General features: G+C 73.8%; 17 protein-coding genes and 4 tRNA genes. 11 read left to right on the top strand and 10 right to left on the bottom strand.

What is annotated here, in order from left to right:
- Positions 1-132: 132 nt before the first annotated feature.
- The 3 genes from IHE55_RS16090 to IHE55_RS16100 all read left to right on the top strand — a co-directional run bounded on the left by IHE55_RS16090 (position 133) and on the right by IHE55_RS16100 (position 4396).
- Positions 133-1287, top strand: a complete 1155-nt coding sequence (locus IHE55_RS16090) for an ABC transporter permease (protein WP_372442761.1) — start codon at positions 133-135, stop codon at positions 1285-1287.
- A gap of 489 nt (positions 1288-1776) precedes the next feature.
- Positions 1777-3102: a sigma factor-like helix-turn-helix DNA-binding protein gene (locus tag IHE55_RS16095; RefSeq protein ID WP_197989657.1), complete on the top strand. Its 1326-nt coding sequence runs from the start codon at positions 1777-1779 to the stop codon at positions 3100-3102.
- A gap of 136 nt (positions 3103-3238) precedes the next feature.
- Complete coding sequence (locus IHE55_RS16100) at positions 3239-4396, top strand: NAD(P)/FAD-dependent oxidoreductase (RefSeq protein ID WP_197989658.1); 1158 nt, start codon at positions 3239-3241, stop codon at positions 4394-4396.
- Between the two features lie 215 nt (positions 4397-4611).
- Here the strand turns inward: IHE55_RS16100 and IHE55_RS16105 are convergent.
- The 3 genes from IHE55_RS16105 to IHE55_RS16115 all read right to left on the bottom strand — a co-directional run bounded on the left by IHE55_RS16105 (position 4612) and on the right by IHE55_RS16115 (position 4921).
- Positions 4612-4685, bottom strand: a tRNA-Phe gene (locus IHE55_RS16105).
- Between the two features lie 50 nt (positions 4686-4735).
- Positions 4736-4810 (bottom strand) — tRNA-Asp (locus tag IHE55_RS16110).
- A gap of 38 nt (positions 4811-4848) precedes the next feature.
- Positions 4849-4921, bottom strand: a tRNA-Glu gene (locus IHE55_RS16115).
- Positions 4922-5092: 171 nt separating this feature from the next.
- Between IHE55_RS16115 and IHE55_RS16120 the strand changes: the two genes are divergently transcribed.
- The 4 genes from IHE55_RS16120 to IHE55_RS16135 all read left to right on the top strand — a co-directional run bounded on the left by IHE55_RS16120 (position 5093) and on the right by IHE55_RS16135 (position 11083).
- Positions 5093-5443, top strand: a complete 351-nt coding sequence (locus IHE55_RS16120; RefSeq protein WP_197989659.1) for a metallopeptidase family protein — start codon at positions 5093-5095, stop codon at positions 5441-5443.
- 1602 nt (positions 5444-7045) lie between these two features.
- A complete protein-coding gene (locus IHE55_RS16125; RefSeq protein ID WP_197989660.1) occupies positions 7046-9361 on the top strand; it encodes a DEAD/DEAH box helicase in 2316 nt (771 codons plus the stop codon).
- A 195-nt stretch (positions 9362-9556) separates the two neighbouring features.
- Positions 9557-9629: transfer RNA gene (locus IHE55_RS16130), tRNA-Lys, on the top strand.
- A 581-nt stretch (positions 9630-10210) separates the two neighbouring features.
- Complete coding sequence (locus IHE55_RS16135) at positions 10211-11083, top strand: hypothetical protein (protein WP_197989661.1); 873 nt, start codon at positions 10211-10213, stop codon at positions 11081-11083.
- A 202-nt stretch (positions 11084-11285) separates the two neighbouring features.
- On the opposite strand, the gene IHE55_RS16140 is transcribed toward IHE55_RS16135, so the two are convergent.
- The 4 genes from IHE55_RS16140 to IHE55_RS16155 form a co-directional block, all read right to left on the bottom strand.
- Positions 11286-12479 (bottom strand): cytochrome P450 family protein, encoded by a 1194-nt coding sequence (locus tag IHE55_RS16140; protein WP_197989662.1) that lies wholly within the window; start codon positions 12477-12479, stop codon positions 11286-11288.
- A 53-nt stretch (positions 12480-12532) separates the two neighbouring features.
- Positions 12533-13021 carry a glutathione peroxidase gene (locus IHE55_RS16145; RefSeq protein ID WP_197989663.1) on the bottom strand — a complete coding sequence of 163 codons (489 nt, stop codon included), beginning with the start codon at positions 13019-13021 and terminating at the stop codon, positions 12533-12535.
- 217 nt (positions 13022-13238) lie between these two features.
- Positions 13239-14432 carry a DegT/DnrJ/EryC1/StrS family aminotransferase gene (locus IHE55_RS16150; RefSeq protein ID WP_197989664.1) on the bottom strand — a complete coding sequence of 398 codons (1194 nt, stop codon included), beginning with the start codon at positions 14430-14432 and terminating at the stop codon, positions 13239-13241.
- Entirely contained in the window at positions 14429-16141 is a 1713-nt protein-coding gene (locus tag IHE55_RS16155; protein ID WP_197989665.1) for a carbamoyltransferase family protein, read from the bottom strand. Before IHE55_RS16155 ends, IHE55_RS16150 begins: the two co-directional genes overlap by 4 nt.
- 242 nt (positions 16142-16383) lie before the next feature.
- On the opposite strand from IHE55_RS16155, the gene IHE55_RS16160 reads away from it, so the two are divergent.
- Together IHE55_RS16160 and IHE55_RS16165 are read left to right on the top strand one after the other, a co-directional pair.
- A complete protein-coding gene (locus IHE55_RS16160) occupies positions 16384-17517 on the top strand; it encodes a radical SAM protein (protein ID WP_307826689.1) in 1134 nt (377 codons plus the stop codon).
- Positions 17518-17582: 65 nt separating this feature from the next.
- A complete protein-coding gene (locus IHE55_RS16165; protein WP_197989666.1) occupies positions 17583-18659 on the top strand; it encodes a methyltransferase in 1077 nt (358 codons plus the stop codon).
- Here IHE55_RS16165 and IHE55_RS16170 read toward each other — a convergent pair.
- The 3 genes from IHE55_RS16170 to IHE55_RS16180 form a co-directional block, all read right to left on the bottom strand.
- Positions 18652-19188, bottom strand: a complete 537-nt coding sequence (locus IHE55_RS16170) for a DEAD/DEAH box helicase family protein (protein ID WP_197989667.1) — start codon at positions 19186-19188, stop codon at positions 18652-18654. The two genes, IHE55_RS16165 and IHE55_RS16170, sit on opposite strands and share 8 nt — an antisense overlap.
- Positions 19188-19823 carry a winged helix-turn-helix domain-containing protein gene (locus tag IHE55_RS16175; RefSeq protein WP_197989668.1) on the bottom strand — a complete coding sequence of 212 codons (636 nt, stop codon included), beginning with the start codon at positions 19821-19823 and terminating at the stop codon, positions 19188-19190. The genes IHE55_RS16170 and IHE55_RS16175 overlap by 1 nt, the downstream gene beginning before the upstream one ends.
- A gap of 191 nt (positions 19824-20014) precedes the next feature.
- Positions 20015-21151, bottom strand: a complete 1137-nt coding sequence (locus tag IHE55_RS16180) for a PIG-L deacetylase family protein (protein ID WP_197989669.1) — start codon at positions 21149-21151, stop codon at positions 20015-20017.
- Between the two features lie 502 nt (positions 21152-21653).
- Between IHE55_RS16180 and IHE55_RS16185 the strand changes: the two genes are divergently transcribed.
- Together IHE55_RS16185 and IHE55_RS16190 are read left to right on the top strand one after the other, a co-directional pair.
- Positions 21654-23555, top strand: a complete 1902-nt coding sequence (locus IHE55_RS16185) for a KedN5 family methylcobalamin-dependent radical SAM C-methyltransferase (RefSeq protein ID WP_197989670.1) — start codon at positions 21654-21656, stop codon at positions 23553-23555.
- Positions 23556-23586: 31 nt separating this feature from the next.
- A complete protein-coding gene (locus tag IHE55_RS16190; RefSeq protein ID WP_197989671.1) occupies positions 23587-23871 on the top strand; it encodes an acyl carrier protein in 285 nt (94 codons plus the stop codon).

Genomic DNA, 23871 nt, shown 5'->3' on the forward strand with positions numbered 1-23871 from the left:
GGTGGCGGCCCGGGCACGGCACGGGGCCCGGTGACGGGTTCCCGGACGGGAACGGAGCAGGTGACGGGCGTGGTGACGGGCGCGCGGCCGATGCCGGGCGCGGTGAGGTGGGCGCGGCCGGTGCCGGGCGCGGTGACGGGCGGGCGGCCGGGGGGCGGAACCGCCGGCGGCGGGTCGTCGGCCGCCGGGTCCGACGGCGGGGGCCCCGGCGGCTCCGGCGGCGGACACCCGTGCGGGCGGCCCGGCGGGTGGGCCGGGCGTTGGTCGGCGTTCACCGCGTCGCCGTTCTTCCCGGCCGTGGTGCTCTGCCTCATCCTCGCCGGCGCCGCCGGGTTCTTCGCCGGCTCCTACACGTACGCCATGGCGAACCCGACGCCGCACCGGCTGCCGGTCGCCGTGGTGGGCGAGCACCGATCGCCGAGCGGGCAGGCGTTCCTTGCCGGCATGGAGAAGGCCCTCGACACCTCGCTGCGGATCCGCCCGTACGAGGACGACCGGGCGGCGCGCCGGGCGGTGGAGGAGCAGGAGGTCTTCGCCGTGCTGGAGCTGGGCGGGGAGCGGGTCCGGCTCGACCTCTCCGGCGCGTCCGGCGCCTCGGTCGCCGAGCTGCTCGCCCGCGCCGGCCCCGAGGTGGGGCGGGAGACCGGGGTGCCGGTGACGGTCCGGGACATCAACCCGCTGCAGGAGGGCGACCCGCGCGGCCTGGCACTGTTCTACATCTCGCTCGCGGCGGTGATCGTCGGCTTCGTGGGCGCCATCCAGCTGAGCGTGCACGCCCGCGCGCTCAACCCCGGGGAGCGGATCGCCTTCACCGCCGGTTACGCGCTGCTGTGCGGTTTCGCCATCGCGGCGGTCGTGGACTGGCTGCTGGGCGCGGTGGACCTGCCCTTCGTGGAGTCCTGGCTGATCCTGGCCCTCACCCTGTTCACCTCCGGCATGGTCTTCTCGATGTTCAACACGCTTTTCGGGCGCTGGGCGATGCTGCCCACCTGGGGGCTGATGGTGCTGGTGGGCAACCCCTCCTCCGGCGGCGCGGTCTCCTGGCCGCTGCTCCCCTCCCCGCTGGGCGTCATCGGGCAGTGGCTGCCGCCCGGCGCCTCGGTGAACGCCCAGCACACCGCCGTCTACTTCGGTGACCACCAGCACGCCTTCCCGTTCCTGGTGCTGGGCGGCTGGGCCGTGCTGTCCAGCACGGTCTTCTGGGTCTGGCGGCACCGGCACCCCGGCGGCCGGGACGTACCGGCGAGGGAACCGGCCGGTGCCGGGGGCGGCGGCCCGGCGGACTGACCGGCGGACCCGCCGGCCGGGCACGCGGGCCGACCGGCGGCGGGCCGAACGGCGACGGGCCTGCGGCGGACGCGCGACGGTCCTGCGATGGGCCGGTGGGCGGGGCGGCACCGGAGCCGTGGGCCGGTGGGTGGACGAGCCCGACCCGGTGTCCGTACACGTCTGTTGCGTCCGGATGCGTTCCGCCGGACCCCCACCCGTGCCAGTCTGGAGGCCGTGACCGCAGAGAGCTTGGGGGGCGTGACCGGCGTACGGCCGGGCCACGCGACGGTGCAGGACGGACGCGCGGGGGACGCCGCCGTGCGCGACGGGCACGCGGGGGAGACCGCCGCGGCCGGGGGACGTGCCGAGGGACGCGCCGGGGGGCGTGCCGAGGCGAATGCCGGGGGGACGACGGTGCGCCACGAACGGCCGGGGGAGAACCGGGCATCCGGCGGGCCCGGTGACGCGCCGGCGGACGGACCCGGCGCGGTGACCGCGGACGCTCCTGTGGGCGATGCCGTGGAGGTGACCGCGGACCTGCCCGGCACCGGGGCCGCCGGCGGATCCGGCGGTCTGCCCGCGGACAGGTCCGGCGCCGCCGGCGGGAACCCCGCGCCGCCCGGCGACGGCGCCGCCGTCCTCACGGCCGCCCCCGTGACCGCCGCCGTCTCCGCCGCCGTCTCCGCGACCGTCTCCGCGACCGCCTCCGCAACCGTCGCCGCGTCCGTGGCCGAGGCGGCTGCCGTACCGTCCGTCACCGTCCCCGGGCCGGCCCCCGTTCCGGCGGCGGAGCGGCTGCCGGTCACCGCGCCCTTCGGCGTCCAGGTCTTCGGCCTGGCGTACCGGATGCTGGGGACGGCGACCGAGGCCGAGCAGGTGGTGCACGAGGCCCGGCTGCTCCGGCAGCGGGCCGGGGTGGCGGGCGCCGGGCCGCGCCGGCTGGTCCGGCTGGTCGCGGACCTGTGCCTGGACCGGCTGGCCGCGGCCCGGACCCGCCGGGAGGAGTACGTCGGCTCCTGGCTGCCCGAGCCGGTCCCGTACGCGGAGAACCGGCTGGTCCCGCTGGAGACGGCCGCCCAGCGCGACTCGGTGTCACCGGCGGTGCTGGTGCTGCTGGAGCGGCTCAGCCCGGCCGAACGGCTGGCCTATCTGCTCCGCGAGGTCTACGGCCACAGCGACGCGGACACCGCACGGGTGCTGGGCATCGACGAGGCCGACGCCCGCCACCTCCACCACCTGGCCCGGACCGAGGTGGGCGCGCCCCGCCGGCGGCCGGCCGACTCGCCGGAGGAGGCGGCGCGGATCGTCGGCCACTTCCGGTCCGCCCTGATCGACGGCGACGCGGCCGGCCTGGAGGAACTGCTCGCGGACGACGCGATGGCCTGGTTCGACGGCGGTGGCAAGGTCGGCACCGCCCGCCGCCCGGTCATCGGCGGCACCAAGGTCGCCCGCCACCTGGCCGGCTGGGCCGGTGACTTCGGCATGGCGGACGCCCGGACGCGGATCGTCCCGGTGAACGGCGAGCCGGCCGTGCTGGTCCACCGCGCCGGGGCCCTGGTCTGCGTCATCGCTCCGGAGCTGGCGGAGGGCCGGATCATCGGCGTGCGCACCGTGGCCAACCCGGACAAGCTGGCCTTCGCCGCCGCCCGCACCGGCGCGGACGGAACCGCCGACGACGCCACCGCCGCCCCGCGAACCGGGGGCGCCGGGACCGAGGCGCGCGACGTCCCCGACCTCCCGGACGCCACCGCCGCCACCGCCGGCCCGGACGCGGGGAGCGGGGACGCCGGGGACGAGGCGCGCGGCGCCACGGTGCCGGTCTGCGGCAGGTGAGCCGGGGCGCCGGCGGTGACCCGGAACACACCACCGCGGCGTCACAGTCCCCCGCCCCGTCCCGTCCCCCTGGTGACGGCAGACGCCGGGCGGCGGCCCGCGGAACCGGGGCCGCCGGGGAGAAGGGACGGACGGTATGGGACTCCACATCGTGGTGCTGGGCGCCGGGTACGCGGGGCTGGCCGCGGCGAAGCTCGCGGCACGCTGGACCGACGCGCGGGTGACGCTGGTCAACGCGGAAGACCGGTTCGTGCAGCGGGTGCGGCTCCACCAGCTGGCGGCCGGTGAGCCGCTGCCCGACCTGCCGCTGGCGCGGCTGCTCCGGGGCACCGGGGTGCGGCTCGTCGTGGACCGGGTGACCGGCATCGACGCCGCCTCGAAGACCGTGGACCTGGCCGGCGCCGCGGGCGGTCCGCTCCGGTACGACCTGCTGATCTACGCCCTGGGCAGCCAGGACGCGCCGTCCCCGGTGCTGGGGGTGGCGGAGCACGCGTACCGCGTCGGCACCCTGGAGCAGGCCGCGCGGCTGCGGGAGCGTCTCGCGGTGAGCCGGACCGTCGCCGTGGTCGGCGGGGGCCTCACCGGCATCGAGACCGCCGCCGAACTCGCCGAGAGCTTCGCCGCGGACGCCCGCCGGAAGGGCGCCGCCGGAGCCGGCCCGGCCGGGCGCACGGTGCGGCTGGTCACCGGTGGCGCGCTCGGCGCGGCGCTGTCCCGCCCCGGCGCGGACCACCTGCGGCGCACCTTCGACCGCCTCGGCGTGGAGGTCCGTGCCGACGCCAGGGTGGCGGCCGTCGACGCGGACGGACTGCTGCTGGAGGACGGCGGGCGGGTGGCCGCGGACACCGTGGTGTGGACGACCGGCTTCCGCGTACCGGACCTGGCGCGGCAGGCGGGGTTCGCCGTGGACGAGGACGGCCGGGTGCTGGTGGACCCCACCCTGCGCTCGGTCTCCCACCCGGAGGTCTACGCGATCGGTGACGCCGCCGCGCCCCGCACCCCCGACGGCCAGGTCCTTCGGATGGCGTGCGCGACCAGCATCCCGGCCGCCCAGCAGGCCGCCCGTGCCCTCGCCGCCCGGCTGTCCGGCCGCGAGCCCCGCCCGCTGCGCTTCCGCTACGCACTCCAGTGCATCAGCCTCGGCCGGCGCGACGGCCTGATCCAGTTCGTCAACGGGGACGACAGCCCGCGGGAGCGGGTGCTCACCGGACGGAAGGCCGCGTTCGTCAAGGAGGCCGTGGTGCGCGGCACGGTCCTCTTCCAGCGCCACCCCACCATCCCGGCCACCCGCTGACCGCCGGCGCCCCGCGGCCCCGACCGGCCCCGCCCCGGACTCCTCGCGGAGCGGGACCGGACGCGGCGGACCGCCCCCGGAGGACGTGGCGCGCCCCGCCGGCCGGCACCGGACCGGGCCGGGGATGGCGGCGAGGTCACGCCGGAGCGGGCCGGAAAACCAGATGCCCGCCTCCGAGAACCCTCGGGGCGGGCATCTTCCCTGTTCAGGGACTGTGGCTGGGGCCGGGGTCGAACCGGCGACCTTCCGCTTTTCAGGCGGACGCTCGTACCAACTGAGCTACCCAGCCATGGGCACCCCTGGCTCCGAGAGCCCGGGGAAGCAACCTCGCGGTTGCAGCGGTCCTGACGGGATTTGAACCCGCGGCCTCCACCTTGACAGGGTGGCGAGCACTCCAAACTGCTCCACAGGACCAAGCTCGTGCGAGCACCAGTCTCGCACAGGGTGTTGCGTGCCCCCAACGGGATTCGAACCCGTGCTACCGCCTTGAAAGGGCGGCGTCCTGGGCCACTAGACGATGAGGGCTGATGGCCCACCTGTTGCGCCTTCCGGCGCCGTCGGGGACGTGAGAAGCATATGGGATGGCGAGGGGGTTCGCCAAAACGGTTGTCCGAGGGGTTCGCGGGTGTCGCCCCGGGCCGGCCCGCCCGGGTACGGCACTGCCCCCTTCCGGGCCCCCTGGCAGACAATGGCGGCGTGCTGGAGATGACGCGCGAGGAGTTCGAGGAACTGGTCGCCGAGGCGCTGGACCGGATCCCCACGGAACTGACGCGGCTGATGGACAACGTGGCGGTGTTCGTCGAGGACGAGCCGCCCGCCGACGACCCGGAGCTGCTGGGCCTCTACGAGGGGACGCCGCTCACCGACCGGGGGGAGTGGTACGCCGGGGTGCTGCCGGACCGGATCACGATCTACCGCGGTCCGACCCTGCGGATGTGCGAGACCCGGGAGGACGTGGTCGCCGAGACCGAGATCACCGTGGTGCACGAGATCGCCCACCACTTCGGCATCGACGACGAACGGCTCCACGCGCTCGGCTACGGCTGAGCGGCGCCGCGCCCCGGCACCGCGCGCTGCGGGCGTAGGCCCCGGTACCGGGGCCGGGCGCGCCCGGCCCGGGCTCCCTCCGGCCCGGTCCGACCCGGCCGGAACCGTCCCGGTGCGCTGCGGCGTACCCGACCTGCTCCGGCCCGGGCAGGGGCGGGGTGCGGGCCGGGCCGGTGTACGGACATCCGGGAACGCCGGCCGGGCCTTGAGGGCGGTGCCGGGCCGGCGGGAGGCCGGCGTGTCCTGGGCGGTGCGGCGCCAGTTGGGCAGGGGGCCCGTTCCCTGCCCTGGAGGTGCTCCGACCATGCCCGCGATCCCCGACCGGCCCGCCCGTCCCTCGTCCCGCACCGCGACCCGGGTCGCGGTGGCGGTGGTCGCCGCCGCGGCGCTCGCGGGCTGCATGAGCGTGTCCCACGACGGCGAACGGTCCGGCAACCGCGGCGGTGCCGAGCGGCGCGGCCGGGCCGCCGAGCAGGACGGCGGGGCGACGGTGGCCGGTGCCCCGGTGGGGCCGGAGGCGGGCGTGGAGCGGCGGGGCGGGAAGGGCCGCGGCAAGACGAAGAAGAAGGACGACGACGGGGGACCGGAAGGGGCGCGCGTCGGCGTCGGCGTCCCCCGTCCGGGAAGGAAGAGGCGGCGCGCACTTCCGGCCCCGGCGGGCGGCCGCCCACGGCGGCACCCCCGGACCCCGGCGGCGGGCCCCGTCGGACACCGCGCCCGCGCCCCCGGCCCCCGGAGCCGTCCTCCGCGCCGCCGGAAACCGCCGGCCCGGGACCGTCCGAGCCCGGCCCCACCGAACCGCCGCCCTCGGGCGAGCCCGGGGGCGGGGACCAAGGGGGCGGCGCGGGCGGCGGCAGCGGCGGCCCGGCGAACCCGGCCTGACCCGGAGCCGCGCCCGCGCCCCGGCCGGCCGGGGGTGTGCGTCCGCGCCCGCCCGACAGCCGACAGGTGACGCCCGACCTGCCGGTGGCGCCCGGCCGGTAGGTGGCGCCCGGTCCGGTGGGGCGGGTCCGGCCCCGGTCCGGGAGCCCTCCGGCCGGGCCGGCGGCATGGACCCGGCCCGGTCAGGCGGGCCCCGACGTCCGGGGCGGTCGGACCCCGGCCGGGAGCGGGGAGTGCGCCGCCCCGGTGGCCGGCCTGCCGACCCGACGGCCGGACGCCGGCGGAGCGGCGCCGCCGGGCCGGAGCGGCGACCGGGCGGACGGCCGACCGCCCGCCGCCCGGGGGCGAGGCCGTTCATCCCCGGGAGCCGGGTGCGGTGGCCGTCCACCCGCCGGCAGTCGTCCGCCGGTGCGCCGGTCCCGGTGGGGTGACGCGGGTGGTGGGGAACTCCGGGCGGCCCCGGCGACGGGGCCCGCCACTCCCCCGTCCGCCCGCCTGCACGGGCCGGTTCCGGACTGCCTCCGAGTGGGTGAATTTGCTTTCCCGGGGGAGGAGTGCGTATGGTGGTAGATCGTTTGATCCCATTTGCCCGGCGCCAAACCCGAAGCGCGCCGTGTGGCGCGTTCCTTACCTTGCCGTGGCTGACCGCATTGAGGCGGTCGTTTGCGAATGACACGGAGCTGGGCGCGTGCCGAGACTCCGGAAGGTTTCGCATTTCGCATGTCCATTTCCACTGACCACTCCGCCATGCCCGCCGCCGACGAGACCGTGCAGACCTCCGACGCGGCCGCGGAGGCGACCGTGGCCCCCGAGGTGACCGGGACGCCCGAGGTGACGGCCCCCGGGACGGCCGACGCCGACGCCGAGCAGGCCGCCGACGCCGCGACCGGACCGGCGGACGACGCCGACGCCGAGCAGGCGCCCACCCTCACCTTCGCCGACCTCGGTCTGCCCGAGCAGATCGTCCGCAAGCTGGCGCAGAACGGGGTGACCACGCCGTTCCCGATCCAGGCCGCGACCATCCCGGACGCCATGGCCGGCCGGGACATCCTGGGCCGCGGACGCACCGGCTCCGGCAAGACCCTCTCCTTCGGTCTCCCGCTGCTGACCACGCTGTCCGGCGGCCACACCGAGAAGAAGCGCCCCCGTGGCCTGATCCTCACGCCCACCCGTGAGCTGGCCATGCAGGTGAGCGACGCGCTCCAGCCGTACGGCGACGTCCTGGGCCTGAAGCTCAAGGTCGTCTGCGGCGGCACCTCGATGGGCAACCAGATCTACGCCCTGGAGCGCGGGGTGGACATCCTCGTCGCGACCCCGGGCCGGCTGCGCGACATCATCGACCGCGGCGCCGCGTCGCTGGACCGCGTGCAGGTCGCGGTGCTGGACGAGGCGGACCAGATGGCCGACATGGGCTTCCTGCCCGAGGTCACCGAGATCCTCGACCTGGTGCCGCAGGGCGGCCAGCGGCTGCTGTTCTCCGCGACGCTGGAGAACGAGATCGACACCCTGGTCAAGCGCTACCTGGTCGACCCGGTGACGCACGAGGTGGACCCGTCCGCCGGCGCGGTCTCCACGATGACCCACCACGTGCTGGTGGTGAAGCCGAAGGACAAGGCCCCGGTCACCGCCGCCATCGCCGCCCGCAAGGGCCGCACCATCATCTTCGTCCGCACCCAGCTGGGCGCGGACCGGGTGGCCGAGCAGCTGCGGGACTCCGGGGTGCGGGCCGACGCCCTGCACGGCGGCATGACCCAGGGCGCCCGGACCCGGACCCTCGCCGACTTCAAGGACGGTTACGTCAACGTCCTGGTCGCCACCGACGTCGCCGCGCGCGGTATCCACGTGGACGGCATCGACCTGGTGCTCAACGTGGACCCGGCCGGCGACCACAAGGACTACCTGCACCGCAGTGGGCGAACCGCCCGCGCCGGGCAGAGCGGCACCGTGGTCTCGCTCGCCCTGCCGCACCAGCGGCGGCAGATCTTCCGGCTGATGGAGGACGCGGGCGTGGACGCCTCGCGCCACATCGTCGGCGGGGCCGGCGCGTTCGACGAGGACGTGGCCCGGATCACCGGCGCCCGGTCGCTCACCGAGGTGCAGGCCGAGTCGGCGGCGAACTCCGCCAAGCAGGCCGAGCGCGAGGTGGAGCAGCTCACCCGCGAACTGGAGCGGGTGCAGCGCCGCGCCACCGAGCTGCGCGAGGAGGCCGACCGGCTGGCCGCCCGGGCCGCGCGCGAGCGTGGCGAGGACCCGCAGGCCGCCGTCGCCCCGGCCGAGCCGGCCGCCGACGGGGCCGAGGCCCCGGCCGCCGCGCCGTCGGTGCCCGAGCAGACCGCCGCCCCCGTGGTGGAGAACACCGTCGCGGACGAGGCGCCGCGCCGTACGGGCCCGGAGCGCCGGGACGAGCGGGGCTCCTACGAGCGCCGTGACCGGGGCGGGGACGACCGGGGCGGCTTCGGCCGGGACCGGGACCGCCGGGACGACCGTCCGTTCAACCGTGACCGCCGGGACGACCGGGGCGGCTTCGGCCGGGAGCGCAGGGACGGCGACCGGGACCGTGGCTTCGGCCGTGACCGCGACCGCGAGCGTCCGTCGTTCCGCGACCGCCGGGACGGCGACCGTGACCGCCGGGACGGCGAGCGCGGTGGTTCCGGTGGCCGTTCGTACGAGCGCCGCGACCGCGACGACCGCGGCTTCGGCCGGGACCGCGACGACCGGGGCGGCTTCAACCGCGACCGGGACCGCCGGGACGACCGTCCGTTCAACCGTGACCGCCGGGACGACCGCGGCGGCTTCGGCCGGGAGCGCCGGGAGGACCGCCCGGGCCGTCCGTTCGAGCGCCGTGACCACGCCCCCCGGGACCACCACCGGGGCGGGGACCGTCCGTTCAACCGTGACCGCCGCGACGACCGCCCGTTCGGCCGGGACCGCCGGGACGACCGTCCGGCCCGTCGTGACGACCACCGGGGCGGCACCACCGGCAGCCGGTCCTTCGACCGCCGCGCCGACAAGCCCCGCTGGAAGCGCAACGGCTGATCGCGCCCGCAGCTGACCGAACGGCCCGTACGCCGCCGGACATGTCCGGTGTCGTACGGGCCTTCGGCTGTCGAGGACAAGTCCGGTGGCCGGCCGCCGTGTTGGGCGGTCCGGCACCGCTCCGGGAGACTTGGGAGGCTCACCGGGGGTATGGGCTCGGGCCTCGGCCGCCGTCCGGGCTATGCTGCGGGGTACGGGTCATTAGCTCAATTGGCAGAGCAGTGGACTTTTAATCCATTGGTTCAGGGTTCGAGCCCCTGATGACCCACTCGGCGAGAACCGTGAAGCCCCTGGTCGGACACCCCCGACCGGGGGCTTCGGCGTTCCGCCACCGGCGCCCTTCCGGCCGGAAGGGGTCAGCTCCGGCCGACGCGACGAGCGGCCAGGGCGCTTCTGCGCCGGGTCGGATCCCGCGGCCACGGGTGCGTGGAGGGGCGTTGGCGCGGGCAGGGTGCCGGCGCGCGAAGGGTGAGGGCGAGTGCCCCGCGCCGGGACAGGCCGTCACGTCGTCGCTGCCGCCCGTACGCACTCCCGACACGTCGCCCGGCCGGGTGGGTGACGCCTGGTCGTCGGCGACCGTGGATCTTGGCCGGGATGTGACGGTCCTCACAGTAGGCGTGGCTATGCTGCGGCCCTCTGGGACTGCTCAGCTCGTCGGGGGGCCTCATGTCCAGCAACGCGCCGCCGCCACCGCCGTCTCGGCCGCCGGAACCGCAGCGACCACCTCGCGGGACACCCCCGGCCACCTCACGGCGACCGGCCTCCGCTCCCGGCGCGGGCGGTCCGGACGCGGCCGGCAGCGCCTCGCCCACCGTGCCGGTTCCACCAGTGCCGGTCACGCCGCCCACGGTGCCCACCCCGGAACAGCCGCAGGACGGCAAGGACCGCTGGGCAAGGCCCCTGGGCGTGATCACCGCGGTGATCACGGTCATCGGTGCGATCCTCGCGGGGCTCGCCTACTACGACAGTCACCGTACGACCGAGATCGCCGTGGGGGACAAAGCGGAGGAGGACAAGCAGGAGGCCGGGCTTCCTCTCCTCCTCTCTCCCGGAGCGTCCTGGTACGGCCCCACCTGGTACGCCAGCGCCGAGGTGCACGAGGACATCGACGTTGAGCGGTTCCCGCTCAACGGTGGTGAGTTGTGGGACTGGTTCCGGTCGAACACCACCGATCTGGGGACCACCGGAACCGCCGTCACCGTGGAAAGCCGGCACAAGACGACCGTGCTCGTCCAGGGCGCCCAGGTGACCGACCTGAAGTGCGAGGAACCCCTGCGCGGGACGGCGGTCGCACCGCCCGCCATCGGCGACGGCGGCGAAGAAGCGGTGCCGGTGTTCATGGGGTTCGACCTCGACGCACCGAGGCCGGTGGCCCAGGGTTTCGACGCGTCGGGAAAGCTCTCCGGCCCCTTCAAGGAGCAGATCGCGCTCGACAAGGGGGACGCGCGAGAGCTCTCCGTCACCTTCATGAGTGCCCGGAAGTCGTGCACGTTCCGCGCTGGTCTCACCGTGAGCTCGCAGGGCAGGAAGTGGTCCATCCCCCTCCCGGCCGGCTGGGAGGACGGCAAGCCCGCCGGGTACGTGTTCAAGGTCACCGGACCGGCCGAGCGGTACTCCAAGGGCTACCTCACCGATTCCGGTACCGACTGGCGGTTCCGGGAGGTGGATCCCGCGCTGCTCGTCGCCAAGGGGACGACCCTCGACTACACGGGCCCCCGATAGGCGGGGGCGTACGCCGGACCGTCAGGGGCACCGAGGCGGGGGCGCCCGTGACGGTCCGGAGTGCCGGCGCCCGCAGGGGCTAAGCCCGCACCGGCGCCCGGCCCGCCCCCGGGCCGCGGAGCCCCGCCCGCCCGCACCGGAGAACGGGGCCCGCGATCACCGCCACTCCGCCGCCCCCGCGGCGTCCGCCCCGCCCGGCGGGTCAGGGCTCGGGCACCGGGCCGAAGGTGACCGGGAGGCGGTGCAGGCCGCGCATCAGGCCGGAGCGCCAGGTGAGGGTGGCGGGGTCCGCGGCGAGGCGGAGGCCGGGAGCGCGTTCCAGCAGGCCGCGCAGCGCCACCGTGGCCTCCAGCCGGGCGAGCGGCGCGCCCAGGCAGTGGTGGAGGCCGTGGCCGAACGCCAGGTGGCCGCGGGCGTCGCGCCGGATGTCGAAGCGGTCCGGGTCCGGGAAGCGGTCCGGGTCGCGGTCGGCGGCGTTCAGCACCACCAGCACCCGCTGCCCGGCCGGGATGCGGGTGCCCGCGATCTCCACCGGTTCGGTGGTGTAGCGGTAGGCGGAGGTGCCCAGCGGGCTCTCGTGCCGGAGCATCTCCTCCACCGCGCCGTCCAGCAGGGACGGGTCGTCCCGCAGCGCGGCCAGCTGCTCCGGCCGCAGCAGCAGCGCGCACACGCCGCTGGAGATCAGGTTGACGGTGGTCTCGTACCCGGCGACGAGCAGCAGGAACGCCATGCCGATCGTCTCCTCCGGGGTGAGCCGGTCACCGCCGTCACGGGCCGCGACCAGGGCGCTGAGCAGGTCGTCCCCGCCGTCGCGGCGCTTGTCCTCGACCAGCCCGGTGAGGTAGCCGGTCATCGTCGCGGCGGAGTCGGCGGCGGCCGGGCTGCCCGGGGTGACGATGTCCGCCGACCATTCGCCGAACGCCTTCCGGTCGGCCGCCGGGACGCCGAGCAGCTCGCAGATGACGGCCAGCGGCAGCGGCTGGGCGAAACGTTCCACCAGATCGGCCCGGCCCAGCGGCACCATCTTCTCCAGCAGGTCGTCGGTGATCGCCCGCACCCGGGGCCGCAGCGCCTCGATGCGCCGGGCGGCGAACTGTGCGGCGACCAGCCGCCGCAGCCGGGTGTGGTGGGGCGGGTCCACCTGGAGCATGTTCCGGCCGACCGCGTGGCCGGCGTCGTCCGCGCCGTCGGCGTGACGGGCGTCGTTGCGCAGCCGGGGGTCGGCGAGCGCGGCCCTGGCCTCGTCGTGTCCGACGATCACCCAGACCTCCTGGGTGTCGCCGGTGCGCAGGCGGTGGACCGGTCCCCGGGCGCGCAGCCGCGCGAGGACCGGATAGGGGTTGTCGGACAGCCCGGTGCCGGGGCGCGCCAGATCGTCGAGGGTGGGGGTGTGCATGGTGATGTGCTCCGTCGCGGAGAAGAGGGGCGGCCGGGGAGGGCGGGTGCCGGTCAGGCCGGCAGCAGCGCCTCGATCCTGGCGACGACGTCCGGGTCGTCGGGCCTGGTGCGGGAGGCGATGCGGTGGGCCACCCGGCCCTCGGGGGAGATGAGGAACTTCTCGAAGTTCCACTCGATGTCCCCGGCCACCCCCCGGTCGTCCGGGGCGGCGGTCAGCAGCGCGTAGAGCGGGTGCCGGCCGGGGCCATTGACCTCCACCTTCTCGAACAGCGGGAAGGTGACGCCGTAGGTGGTGGTGCAGAACCGTTCGATCTCCTCCGGGCCGCCCGGCTCCTGCTCCCCGAACTGGTTGCAGGGGAAGCCCAGGACCGAGAAGCCGCGCGGGCCGTACCGGCGGTGCAGCTCCTCCAGGGCGGCGTACTGGCGGGTCCGGCCGCACTGCGAGGCGACGTTGACCACGAGCAGCGCCTTCCCCCGGTAGCGGGAGAGGTCGTGGGGCTCGCCGGCGAGCGTGCGGACGGGAATGTCGTACAGGGACATGCTGGTGTTCCGCTCCTGTCGGGTCGGTGGCGGGCCGGCCGGAAGCCCCGGACGGCGCGCGGGAACGGCCGTCCGGGGACGGCTGCCGGAAGGTGACGAGGGCTGGTGGTGGAGGGGGCGGGAGAGCGGGACGGGGCCGGCCGCGGGGACGCGCGAGGCGGCCGTACGGCGGCTCGGGGGAGCGCCGTACGGCCGCGCCCGGCGGGGCGTCCGCGGCTCAGCCGGCGGCGTCCGCCCAGGCCGAGCGGAGGGTGGCGACGATGGTGTCCACGTCCTCGTCGGTCATCGCGGCGCCCAGCCCGACGGTGACCGAGCGGCCCAGGTAGCCCTCGCTGGCCCGGAACCGCGGCGGGCGCTCCCAGGCCACGCCCCAGGGGGTGCGTCCCTCCCGCACCGCGCGGTTGGAGGTGACGGTCTGCCCCTGGTACATGGTGTGCGCCGGGATGCCGGCGGCGGTGAGGGCGCCGACCACGCGGCGGGCCTCCAGCCGGGACTCGGTGAAGAAGGTGAGGTCGCCGCCGGAGCCCTCCTCGTCGGGCAGCCGCCGCCACTGGAGGGGCAGCCCGGCGGTCTCGGCGCGCACCTGGCGGGCCACGTCGCGCAGCCGCTTGCACAGCGGCACCAGCCGGGGCAGCTGCACCGAGAGGATGGCCGCGGTCAGTTCGGTCATCCGCAGGTTGGCGCCGATGAACGGCGGGTGGTCGGCGGTGCCCCGGGTGGCGCCCTTGGAGGTGGTGAACTGGCCGCCCTGGTCCTGGTAGCGGGCCACCCGGTCGTAGACGTCGGCGTCGGTGACGGTGACCGCGCCGCCCTCGCCGGCGGTGATGTTCTTGTCGAGCTGGAAGCTGAACGCCCCGGCGTCGCCGATGCCGCCCACCGGCCGGCCGCGGTAGGACACCCCGGCGGCCTGGGCGGCGTCCTCGATCACCCGCAGGCCGTGCCGGCGCGCCACCTCCAGGATCGGGTCCATGTCGGCGGCCACGTTGGCCAGGTGGACCGGCATCACGCCCCAGGTGCGCTCGGTGACCAGCTCCTCCAGCTTCGCCGGGTCCAGGGTGAGGGTGTCGTCCACCTCGGCGAAGACCGGCACGCCGCGGGCGGCGACGACCGCGCCGACGCTGGCCACGAAGGTCACCGCGGGCACGATGACCTCGGCCCCCTCGGGGATGCCCAGGCCCACCATGGCGGCGGTGAGCGCGGCCGTCCCGGAGGAGACCGCGACGGTGTGCGGGACCCCGGCCAGCTCGGCGAAGGCGCGCTCGAAGGCGTCGGTGCGGTGGCCCAGGTCCGGCCCGTAGTACCGGAACAGCGAGCGGGACCTGACGACCTCCAGCGCCGCGGCGGCCTCCTCCTCCCCCCACAGTGCCAGGGCCCGCCAGGGCTCGTACCGCATCCCGGGCTCGGTGGTCACTCGGTCTCCTCCGTCTCCGTCGCCGTGTCGAGATCGGTCACGCTGTGGCCCACCAGGAAGTCCTCCAGGAAGAGGTAGTCGAGCTGGCTCGGCCCGAAGAAGGCGAGCGCCTGCTCGGCGGTCTCCACGATCGGCTCGCCCCGGTCGTTGAAGGAGGTGTTGAGCACCACGGGTACGCCGGTGAGCTCGCCGAACCGTTCCACCAGTTCGTAGAAGGGCCCGTTCGCCTCCGGGGTGAGCGTCTGCACCCGCGCGGTGCCGTCGACGTGGGTGATCGCCGGGACCTCCTCGCGCTTGTCCTCCCGGACCGGCGCGACGATCAGCATGAACGGCGACTCGGTGTCGAGGTCGAAGTACTCGGCGGCCCGGTGGGCCGGCACCGCCGGGGCGAACGGCCGGAACCACTCGCGGTGCTTGACCTTGCTGTTGAGGATGTCCTTCATCTCCGCGCGGCGCGGGTCGGCCAGGATGCTGCGGTGCCCCAGCGCCCGGGGCCCGAACTCCGAGCCGCCGGTGTACCAGCCGATGAGCTTGCCCTTGGGCAGCAGTTCGGCGGCGAGCCGGGCGGGGTTCTCCACCCGCCGGTAGGGCAGCCCGGAGGCGTCCAGCGCGGCCTGGATCCGCTCGGTGGGGTAGCTGCGGCCGAGGTAGGTGTGGATCTGCGGCCGGGAGCCGGGGCCGGACGCCGCCGGGCCGCGGGTCCGGGGCCGCTCGCCGAGCACGTGGTAGCCGTAGTACGCGCAGCCGACCGCGCAGCCGTTGTCGCCCGCCGCGGGCTGGGCGAAGACCTCGGTGAACGGGGTCTCACGGAGGATCTTGCCGTTGGCGACCGAGTTGAGCACCACCCCGCCGGCCAGGCAGAGCCGGGACAGCCCGGTCTCCGCGTGCAGCCAGCGGGCGGCGTGCAGCACCGCGGTCTCCAGCAGGTCCTGGGCGGCCCAGGCCAGGTCGGCGCCGCGGGCGAAGCGCTCCTCGCCCTCCAGCCCGTCCAGCGCGTGCTCCACGAAGGCGAGCAGCCCGCCGTCCTTGAGGTGCAGCGCGAACCGGCCCTCCGGCAGCAGCTCCAGGTGCCGCCGGAACTCCTCCCGGTAGCGGTCGGTGCCGTAGGGCGCCAGGCCCATCGTCTTGCCGTCCTCGGTCAGGTACCAGCTGCCCTCCTCGTAGAGGGTGAAGCCGACGGCGCGGCTGACCGCCTTGTACATGAAGCCCAGCGAGTGGTCGCTGTCGCCGGCCTGGTAGACCCGGTCCGACCGCAGGCCGTCGGTGCTCCAGTTGGTCCCGTACACCTTGGAGATCTCGTCGATCTCCACGCCGTGGCCCACCGACAGGGTCATCGTCTCGATGCCCCGGCCCTCGAAGAGGCTGCCGGCGCCGTCCACCACGAGCACCGCGGCCTCGTCGTACGGCGAGGGGTAGAAGGCGCTCGCCGCGTGGGCCATGTGGTGCCTGATCAGCGTGGTGCGGCTGCGGAACGGGAAGTAGCAACTGGGCAGCAGGGTGTCGTCCGCGACGATCGCTTCCACGTCGGCGAGCCGTACCCCGCGCGTTTCCAGGCAGTACCGCCAGCCCTGATTGGCCAGCGAGTTCACATTGACTGCGTACTTGCGGCGAGCCAGGCGCTCTTCCTCGATACCGACAGCGATTTCGCCGTTTTCGACAAGACAGGCCGAAAAGTCATGGTTCGAACCGCCGAGACCCAGAGCCAGCATACAGCCGTCCTAACTACCGGTTCAGACATGCCTATTCGATGACTACGTCTTGTCACGCTACAGCGTCCCGACCGATCGGCCTACAGGCGAATACGCGCCATCCTCCACTCAGATCGAGACGCCTTGTACGGACCACGGATCACCTCTTGTGAGAGGCATTGACCTCTTATCCAGGGAAAACTTAGACTCGTTCGCCAACGGCAGAGTCATGCGCAAAAACAACCTGAATGCGGTGATCGGGCGTGGCGCTGAAGAGCCAATTTCGAGAGGCGATGTTCGCACATCGCGACGGACAGAACCGCCTCAAACTCCTGATGAACGACATGGTCATCGAGGAGCAGTTGTGCCAGATGCGCTGCTCCTACTGCCTCACCGAGGACTTCAACCTCCTCATGAACGTCCCGGACGCCCGGCTGCGGCTGACCACCGACCGGCGGGCGGACTGGCACGAGATACTCGACGCCTACCACCGCACCGTGGACAGCCCCATCATGCGGCTGAGCGGCGGTGAGTTCTTCTGGCTGAAGGGCTCCACCGAGTTCGTCGAGGAGTGCAGTGCCAAGTACGAGGTGGTGCAGGTCATCACCAACGGGGTCTTCCTGACCCCGCCGCGGCTGGAGGCGCTGGCCGCGCTCGGCAACGTCCAGCTCTGCCTGTCGCTGGACGGCCACACGCTGGAGATGAACGGGCACCGGTTCCCGCCCAAGCAGCACCGGCTGTTCGACGTCATCATGGGCCACCTGGACCACGCGGTGGAGCTGGGCATCCCGATCGAGATCCAGTCGGTGCTCAGTGACCTGAACGTCACCCGGCAGGCGGACTTCGCCGAGTTCCTGCTGGAACGGTACGGCAGCGGCGTGATGCTGTACTTCTTCCCGGTCCGCGGCGAGACCCGCACCACCCACGCGCCGGCGCTCGGCGATCACTTCGCCGAGCTGCTGGAACGCTACGACGAGCTGTCGGCCGTGCTGCCGCCGCGCGCCTTCGTGGCGCACATCGCGAACCAGCTGAGCACCGGGGTCCGTACGCTGCGCTGCTACGCGACGGCCACCATGGTGCAGCTTTTCGGCCAGGGCGACGTCTCCTGCTGCCCCTATGCCTGGCTCAAGCCCATGGGGAATATCAAGAACGAGCCCGAGCTGATTCACGAGCAGTTCGGCAAGCACCAGCACTACGAAATGTTCATGCAGCCGCGGCCCCGCTTCCCGTACTGCAAGAGCTGCACCGGGCCGATCGACGTGGTGAATCTCTACCTGTTCGGCGGCATCACCGAGGAAGAAATCGCGCGCTGTGCGCCGTACGCCGGGCCCCGGGCGCTGGAGCGTCTGCGGGAGCTGAAGTCGGCATTCGACCCGATGTTCCAGGCGGCCGAATGATCTCTGCCCGGCCCGCGGCGGCGGCATGTCAGAAGCAGTGCATCCGAGGCGTCGAGGAGACGTGAATGATATCCGTGGACGGGATTTCGGCCGACGATTTCGCGGGTGCCGGACTGAGCAGGCTGCTCAGGCTGCCGCAGCACGACCTGCTCACCCTCGCCGGTGACTGGCTCGGCGAACTGGCGCCCTGGCGGAACACCGAGACCCTGGCGGCGATCTCCACCACGCTGTCCGCCGAGGCCCAGTTGGCCGCCCTGTTCATCTTCGGCGAGCCGGTCGCCGAGGCCGAGGCCCGCGACCGGCTCCCCGGCCCGCTGCTCGACCTGCTGCTGCGCACCGGGGCGCTGGCCGCGGACTCCGGGAAGCTGTCGGCCCGGTACTGCCTGGTCCGAGGCGACGGGATGTCGCTGCTCGCCGCGTGGCGGGCGGCCGGCCGCGACGTGGGCGGCTACGCGCCGTGGGTCGGCACCGACTCCATGACGCTCTCCCGGCTGGTCGCCGCCCGCCGGGACGTGCGCACCGCGCTGGACCTGGGGTGCGGCACCGGCATCCTGGGCCTGTCGGCGGCCCGCAACGGGGCCGACGTGGTGTCGGTGGACGTCAACCCCGAGTGCACCGCCGCCGCCACGGTCAACGCCCACATCAACGGACTGGGCGAGCGGCTCACCGCGGTCGAGGGCGACATCATGTCCCTGGACCTGGACCGCCGGTTCGACCTGGTGATCTCCAACCCGCCCTGCCTGCCGCTGCGCCGCGGGTCGCTGGGCTGGCTGGCCGGCGAGGCGGGGCTGGACGGGCTGGAGTTCTTCTGGGAGCTGCTGCGCCGGGTGCCCGGGCTGCTGACCGGCGAGGGTGAGGCGCTGCTGCAGGCCGCCGCCTACGGTGACGAGCGCGGCCCGTTCTTCGTCGAGGAGCTGGAGGCGGAGCTGCGGCGGCTGAAGGTGTCCGGGCGGCTGCTGCTGCGCCCCTCCACGCCGCCGCGCTGGCCGGCCTTCGCGCCCCGCGACGAGGAGGGGCAGCTGACCGGTCCGCTCGGCGACGAGGTCCGCGAGTACGTCAACCGGATCGGTGCCACGCACTACTACGGGTTCGTGCTCTCCGTGCGGGCCGGTGAGGGCCTGGACGTCGGCCGGTTCAGCTGATCACCCGGGGGTCCGGCAGCCAGCCGGGCCCCAGATCGGCGAACTCGGCGGCGGCGACCGCGTCGGTCGCCGCCGCCAGCGTCAGCTCGGTGGTGTCGATGAGCCGGATGCCGGGCACGCCGGGCACCTCCTCGTCGAGGTGGCGCTCGGCGAGCCGGCCCTCGACGAAGTGCTCGCCGCCCGGATCGCCGCTGATCCGGGCGGCGAGCGCCTCCGGGGCGGCGCGCAGGCCGTAGTAGACCGGGTCGGCGCCCAGGTCGGCGAAGACCCGGTGGAGGGGCTCGTAGGCGCGGCCGGCCAGGACCACTCCGCTGAGCACCACCACCCGGGCGCCCCAGTCCCGGTAGACCGGGAGGGACGCCCGGACCGTCGCGGCCATCAGGGCGTACAGGCTCTCGTTGCCGTCCCACGGGTAGACGACCGGGTCGCAGTCCACCGCGGCGGCCGGCACGCCGTACCGGGCCACCAGCTGGTGCCCCAGGCGGGTCTTGCCCACGCCCGGGGCACCGGTGATCACCACCACGCGCATCAGCGGGCGTCCTGTCGCACCGTGCCGACCAGCCGGAAGCCCAGGTGCGGGATCTTCAGCAGCTTCGCGCCGGAGTCGATGTCCAGCAGCTTCTGCTTGAGCACCGACGTGACCCGGCTGACGTCCTCGCCGCCGGTCGCCTCGGTGAGGTCCTCGCGGGAGACGATCTGGCCCGGGCGGGCGGCCAGCATCCGCAGCAAGCCCGCCTCGGCGTCGGTGACCGGCGTGGACTTCGACGGCGAGTGCAGCGATCCGGCCCCGTCCAGGGTGAGCACCTGGGTGTTCTCCGGCGGGGTGATGTGCTTGAGGTAGGTGAGGGTCTCCACCAGCCTCGGCCGGCGCAGCGGGCTGGCCAGGGTGAAGCTGTAGCCGTTCGTGACCGCCGCGAGCACGGCGCCGGCGGCTATGCCGTCCAGCACCGCGACGGCGTAGCCGCCGATCTCCTTCAGCTCCTGGGCCGTCGGACCGCCGGCCGGGTCGGCCCCGACCCGGTGGAAGGAGACCAGCAGGGCGTCGGACGGGTCCGGGGGAGCGGACCCGGGCTCCGAGTGGTGCAGGGTCAGCCCCACTTCGGCGCAGGCGTCGGCCAGGATTGCGAGGTCCTCGGGGGTCAGGGACTGGGCCAGTACGTACACGGGGAACCCCTTCACACAGGCGGCGGGGCCGCGGGTGGGTGTCGTCGGTCGGGCGGGTCGGCCGGCCGCCCCGGTGGGGCCGCCCGCCGGGCCGGGGGTCGGCCGGCCGGTTCCTGGTCGGCCGACCGGTGCGACGGGCCGGCCGGTGGTTCGGCGGGGGTCGGGGTGGTCCGGCGGGTTCGGCGGGGCGGTCAGCCGCGGAGCCGCCAGAGGCGTTCGGCGGCCGGCGAGCCGGACTGCGAGGACTGCGACGCCAGGTGCATGTCATGCCGGCCGATGCGGTGGATGATGCCCCGGCGGACCTGGATGCGGTAGGCCTTCAGCGCCTCGCGCTTGGCGAGCGCCGCGGTGCCGTCCACCGGCCGCAGTTCCGGGTCGAGCGGGCCGAGTCCGGCCAGCTCCAGCCAGGGTCCGAGCCGGCGCGCGGTCTCCTCGGCGGAGGAGAACAGCGAGTACGGCTGGTCCTCGTAGAAGCGCAGCCGGCCCGGGTCGATCCGGCCGGTCCGGGCCAGCGCCACCACCGCGTCCCGGCAGGCCAGGTGGTCCACGTGGCCGCCCACGCCCAGCGGGGCGTAGACCGGGGCGGTGCCCGCCAGCAGCGGGGCGAGCCGTTCGGTGACCGCCTCGAACAGCTCCGGCTCCTCCCGGGCGAACCCGTCCGACCAGGGCTTGTCGGCGAAGAAGCGGTCCCGTCTCAGCTCCCGGTCGGCGGCGTCGGTGAAGCCCAGCAGCTCCACCTCGGCGCCCAGCACCCGGGCGGCGACGGTCTCCTCGGCCAGCAGCAGGCGCCGGGTCTGCGCCGGCCGCTCGGCGTAGTAGGGGTCCTTGGTCCAGGTCTCCTCGCTGAACACGTCGAGGAACCGGCCGCCTTCGCGGGCCACCGTGCCGCCCACGGCCAGCGCCGCGTCGTCCGGGTGCGGGGAGACGATCACGGGCGTGCCGGGGATCGCGGGTCCGCCGGACGGATCCGGGGTCCCGGGGGCCGCGGTGGCACCCGGTCCCCCGGACGCCTCCGGGGTCTCCGGCGTTCCCGCCGGCCGGGGCGGCTCCGGGGCCTCCGGCGCGGCCGCCGTCCCGGGCGCCGCGCGGGCGGGCGCGGGCGCCATCACCACCACCCCGTCCCGCAGCCAGCCGTCGAGGACCGCGCGGTCCGCCGCGGGGAAGGCCGTGAGCGGGCGGGCGCCGTCGCAGCGGGCCAGCAGCCCGGCGTCCTCGCCGGCCGTCCGCCCGGAGCCGGTGATCCGGCGCCCCATGAAGAGGATCTCCCCGTCGGCCGTTTCCACGTGCGGCAGCGCGATCGGGCACCAGGTGTCAGGAATTTCCGTCATGTAACTCCGAGCCCGAGCGATGAGGAATAACAGACGTAATACGGCCGCACTGTACCGATTGCCGGAGCGTTGCCACAGGGGCCGATCCAGAGCCGATCCAGAAAGGCAGAAACCGTGGGACGGGTGGCCGAAAACCTGTCGGTGCGCCCTGCACGGGAGTCGGTCGACTGATCATTCGGACCGAGGGGTTCCGGCCAAACATGGTGGCCGGTCGGGGCTTGCCCAGATCGTTTCCGGAGGCCACCGCCACCCGTCCCGACGCCCGCTGCGCCCCGTGGAACACGCACTTCAGAAGCGGTCCGGCGGAACCTGCGCAAGATCGTTTCACCGGCCGTCCGGCCACCCCCCGCGGCCGGTAATGCGCATGGCCGAACATATGCGGAAGAAGTAAACCGGCCATGCCTTCACGGCTGTTTCGGTGGCCCCATTGCGTGGGAGATCTTCTCCTGTAGCCTCAGAAGGCGACCTGGCCTGTCGGCTCGAATCAGGGGGCGAAGCAGGAATGAAGACCCGCGTACTACTAGTACAGCAAGGCGTCTGGGGAAATTCCGTAGCTTCGATGCCGCTGGCGATCGGATACCTCAAAGCCTATGCCGACGCCGATGAACGCATCCGGCGACGCATGGACATCTCGATCCGCAACTACCCCGGCGACGCCGGCCTCAACGCCATGGGCCGGGACCTCATCCGGGACGGGGTGCCCGACGTCCTGTGCTTCTCCGTGCTGGGCTGGAACTTCCGCGCCTTCGGCACCCTCGCCGAGACGTTCAAGCAGGTCAACCCGGACGGCTGGGTCATCTTCGGCGGCAACCACGTGGCCCACCAGGCGGAGCGCGTCTTCCGGATGTTCCCGCAGGTGGACGTGGTGGTGAACGGCGAGGGCGAGCTGGTCTTCCGGGACCTGATGAACGGCTACCTGGACGGCGCCCGCCCCACCGCGCTGCACGAGATCAGCGGCGTGTCCTTCCGCGAGGCGGACGGCAACCTGGTCACCACGCCCGAACGCGAGCGCATTCAGGACCTGGAGATCCTGCCGTCGCCCATTCTCACCGGCGCGATCCCGCTCGCCGACAGCCAGGGGCGTTTCCTCTACGACTACGCCATCATGGAGACCAACCGCGGCTGCCCCTACAAGTGCGCCTTCTGTTATTGGGGCGGCGCCACCGGGCAGAAGATGCGCGCCTTCTCCAGGGAACGGCTCCGCGAGGAACTCGACGTTCTCGGCCGGCACGGTGCGGAAATCCTCATGCTCGCCGACTCCAACTTCGGACTCCTGCGCCAGGACGAGGAATTCCTCGAAGACCTCCTCCGGGTGCGTGCCAAGTACGGCTACCCGAACCGGCTCGAAACCTCCTGGGCCAAGAACAAATCGGCCGGCTTCTACCGCATCATGGAGAAGATGAAGGAGTCCGGGATGCACAGCGCCTTCATTCTGGCGCTGCAGACCATGGACGAATCCGTACTGGACCTGATGCGCCGGCGGAACATGAAGCTGAACGACTGGGAGAGCCTGGTCGGCTGGCTGACCGATCACGGGATCACCCCTTATCTGGAACTCATCTGGGGCGCCCCCGGGGAGACCGTGGAGTCCTTCCTGGACGGTTATGACCGGGCCGCGCGGCACACCCCGTTCATCGCCGTCCACCCGCTGATGCTGCTGCCCAACACCGAGTACCACGACAAGCGGCAGGTGCACGGCCTGGTGACCGTGCGCGGCGAACAGGACGACTTCGACTACGTCCTCGCGCACCGGACCATGACGCTCGACGACAACGAGCGCATGCTCCGGTTCATCTGCTGGAACCGGGTGCTCGCCCGGAGCCTGTGGCTGCACAACATCTGGGTCGCGCTGCGCGAGCTCGCCGACGTGCCGCAGTCCCGGGTCATCCTCAGCTTCTCCGACTGGGTGGAGAGCAGCGACGATCCCGACGCCAGGGAGCTGCACGCGCTCGCCCGGCCCACCAGCTCCGCCAGCGAGCAGGTCGACCCGCACGTCTGGCGGCTGCTCACCAAACGGCTGCTGCGCAAGTGGTGGGACGAGGCGATGCGCCCGGACCTGCCCGAGGCGCTGCTGCCGCTGCTGGACGAGGTGTTCCGCTACGACCTGATGTGCCAGCCGGTGCGGATGCTGCCCGACGGCTCCGGTCCCGAGGAGGACCTGCCGGTCGTCGAGAAGTACGGCAGCGAGTGGTACATGCGGGACAAGGTCACCTTCACCCACCCCGTCCCCGAGCTGATCGCCGCCCTGCGGCGCGGGGAGACGGTGAGCACCGAACCGCGGTGCCACGCGGTCACCTTCTACTACCGCACGCAGTTCGGCGGCGACCTCCAGCACTACTTCCGGATGGACCGCTTCCGGGGGCTGACCGCCGAGCAGCTCGACCACCAGTTCACGCGCGTTTGACGACATCCTTCACACCGGGAGAGACGACACGATGGACCGCGCCGGGCTCATACGAGAACTGCACGAGATCGCAGCCGGGATGACCAAGTCGGACCAGCACCGGCAGGTGCCCGCGGAAGGGGCGGGCGACGCCAGCCTGGTGGACCAGTACGGGTTCAGCTCCCTGGACGCGCTGGAGTACCTGCTGATCCTGGAGGAGAAGTTCGACGTCGTCTTCGAGGACGAGGACCTCACCGAGGAGACGCTGTTCTCCATCGAGGGCCTCGCCACGTACATCCTCGATCAGAAGGTCGGCGAAACCACCTCCTCTTCGTGA

This window comes from Streptomyces pactum (genome assembly GCF_016031615.1).
Classification (GTDB): domain Bacteria; phylum Actinomycetota; class Actinomycetes; order Streptomycetales; family Streptomycetaceae; genus Streptomyces; species Streptomyces pactus.